This window comes from Kitasatospora sp. NPDC059571 (assembly GCF_042735675.1).
In the GTDB taxonomy this organism is placed as follows: Bacteria; Actinomycetota; Actinomycetes; order Streptomycetales; family Streptomycetaceae; genus Kitasatospora.
This window is the reverse complement of record NZ_JBHWBW010000377.1, coordinates 5,494-7,792: the sequence shown is the minus strand read 5'-3', so window position 1 is coordinate 7,792 and position 2,299 is coordinate 5,494. Positions and strand designations below refer to the sequence as shown.

2 protein-coding genes are annotated in these 2,299 nt (G+C 75.4%); one reads left to right on the top strand and one right to left on the bottom strand.

Features of this window, described 5'->3' with window-relative positions; all coding sequences use genetic code 11:
• Window positions 1–47 precede the first annotated feature (47 nt).
• Window positions 48–1,637, bottom strand: a complete 1,590-nt coding sequence (locus ACFV0G_RS30125; RefSeq protein ID WP_380554894.1) for a PucR family transcriptional regulator — start codon at window positions 1,635–1,637, stop codon at window positions 48–50.
• A 416-nt stretch (window positions 1,638–2,053) separates the two neighbouring features.
• On the opposite strand from ACFV0G_RS30125, the gene ACFV0G_RS30120 reads away from it, so the two are divergent.
• Window positions 2,054–2,299, top strand: a 246-nt coding sequence (locus tag ACFV0G_RS30120) for an FAD binding domain-containing protein (RefSeq protein WP_380554892.1), incomplete at its 3' end; no start/stop codon positions are given.

The following is a 2,299-nucleotide window of genomic DNA, read 5'->3' as shown; positions in this document are numbered from 1 at the left end:
CACCGAAGTGGTGCGGCGGGCCCGTCGGCGTTGCGGTCGGCGGCCCGTCAGGCCAGTTCCAGCGCCAGGTAGAAGTCCACCCGGTCCTCCAGCCGCGAGAGGTCACGGCCGGTCAGCTCCTCGATCCGGCCGATCCGGTAGCGCAGGGTGTTGACGTGCACGTGCAGCTGGCCGGCGCAGCGGGTCCACGAGCCGTCCGAGCGCAGGAACGCCTCCAGGGTGCGGACCAGGTCCGCCTGGTGCTCGATGTCGTACGCGATGACCTTGTCCAGCAGCCGGCTGCGGAAGGCCCGGCGGACCTCGTCCGGCACCGCGGCCAGCAGCAGCACGTGCGAGGCGAGCTCCTCGGGGCCGGCCACGCAGACCCGGCCGACCCGGGCGGCGGCGATCCGGCGGGCGTGCCGGGCCTCCTCCAGGGCGCCGCGCAGCCCGCCGGCCTCGGTGGCGGGCGCCGAGACGCCGACGGTGATCCGGCCCTCGGAGCCGAGCCCGGCCTCCAGCGGGGCGAGCAGCTCGCGCAGCGCCTCGGCGGGGACGGGCACGTCCGGTGCGGGCAGCACCACCACGGAGCCCGCGCCGGTACCGGCCACCAGTGCCCGGTCGGAGGCGTCGGTCAGCGCCTCCTCCAGCACGGTGCGCACCAGGCCGTCCGGCAGGCCGATGCCCTCGACGGAGAGCACCAGCCAGGAGTCGGCGCCCGAGTCCTCCGGCCGGCCGCCCTCGTAGCGGGCCGCCATCGCCGAGGCCGCCTGCAGCGCCCGGGAGATCTCCGTCGGGTCGGCGTCGCGCTGGAGCAGGGCGAGCACCTCGTCGGCGATCCGGCGGCGCAGCCGGCGGCCCTCGTCGCGCCGGGTCCGCTCGGCGGCGACCAGCCGGGCCAGGTTGTCGGCGAGCTGCTGGCGCTTGGCCGTCCACTCGGTGACGTCGCCGGCGACGGCGAGCAGCCAGTCCGCGAGCGGGGCCTCGGCGGCCGGGTCGGCGGCGGCCGGCAGCAGCGAGTAGGCGCCGGCGGCGAGGCGGGCCCGGTGCGGTGGGCGGCGGCGCTGGCGCTGGGCGGCGAGGTGGGCGCGGACCAGCTGGTCGCGGTCCTCTGCGGAGAGCCGGTCGGCGGGACCGGCCACCACCCGGCCGGTCGGGGTGAGCACCCAGCAGTCGAGGTCGAGGTCACCGCCGAGCAGGTCGAGGACGGCGTCCAGGCCGCCGCCGCCGGCGGCCTGCACCAGCAGCCGGTGCCGGTCGACCAGGGCGGCCAGGTCGGCGGCCCGGTCGGCGGAGACCTGCCGGCCGATGAACTCGGTGACGGTGCCGAAGGCGATGTCGTCCGGGACGGCCAGCAGCGGCATCCGGTGGCGCCGGCAGGCGGCCACCAGGTCCTCGGGGACGGGGCCGACCTCGGCCTCGCCGGCCGCCAGCGCGACCGCGCCGCCGGCCACGATGGTGCGTACGAAGCGCTCGGAGTCCTCCGGCCCGGTCCGCCAGAGCATGCCGGTGAGGACCAGTTCGCCGCCGTGCAGGTAGCGCCCCGGGTCCTGGAGGTCGGTGGTCATCACACCGCCGACCTGCCGGTCGAGCTCTTCCTCGCCGGCCAGCAGCCGCAGCCGCAGGGCGCCGGGGGCGAGCAGGTCGCGGACACGCATCCGCAGACTCCTTCGTCTGGAGGGTGGGGGGTCGGGTGGGTGTGGGGGCTCACAGTGTGCCCCACGCCGGGCGGCTCGGCGGTACGTCCTGTCCGCTCCCGGGGTCACGGGCCCGTCGCCCCTCCGTCACGGCCGGATTACGGTCGTAGATGGCGGTAGGGAAACCGCTGGGCTGGGAAATTGTCAGTCTTAGAGGAACGTACAGGATGCCGACCGGGCCCGGCGCGCGGGCTTCATGCCATCGGTGACTGCCAGTGGGCCCCGTCACAGCGGTTCACTGGCCACACGCCGCCGGACACAACCCGGTGACCAGGACTCAACGCCGCGGCAACGACGAGGTAGCAGGGTCCGAACACCGAGTTCCGGGGGCACTGTGCCCATCTGTCCGGTTGGCGACGACTTGAGGAGACACCCGCATGGAGTTCCTTCGGCCCGCTACGTGGGACGAGGCACTCGCGGCGAAGGCTGAGTACCCGACCGCGCTGCCCATCTCCGGCGGCACGGACGTCATGGTCGAGATGAACTTCGACGTGCACCGGCCATCCGCGATTCTCGACCTGAACCGCGTCACCGAGCTCACCGAATGGTCGATCGGAGGCGCGGGCGGCCGGGGGGGGGGGGCCGGCCCCCACGCCCCCCGACACCCAGAGCGAGTCGGGGCG

Coding starts and splice junctions, on each gene's coding strand:
- ACFV0G_RS30125 (WP_380554894.1), bottom strand. CDS start 1,637: ATGCGTGTCCGCGACCTGCTCGCCCCCGGCGCCCTGCGGCTGCGGCTG.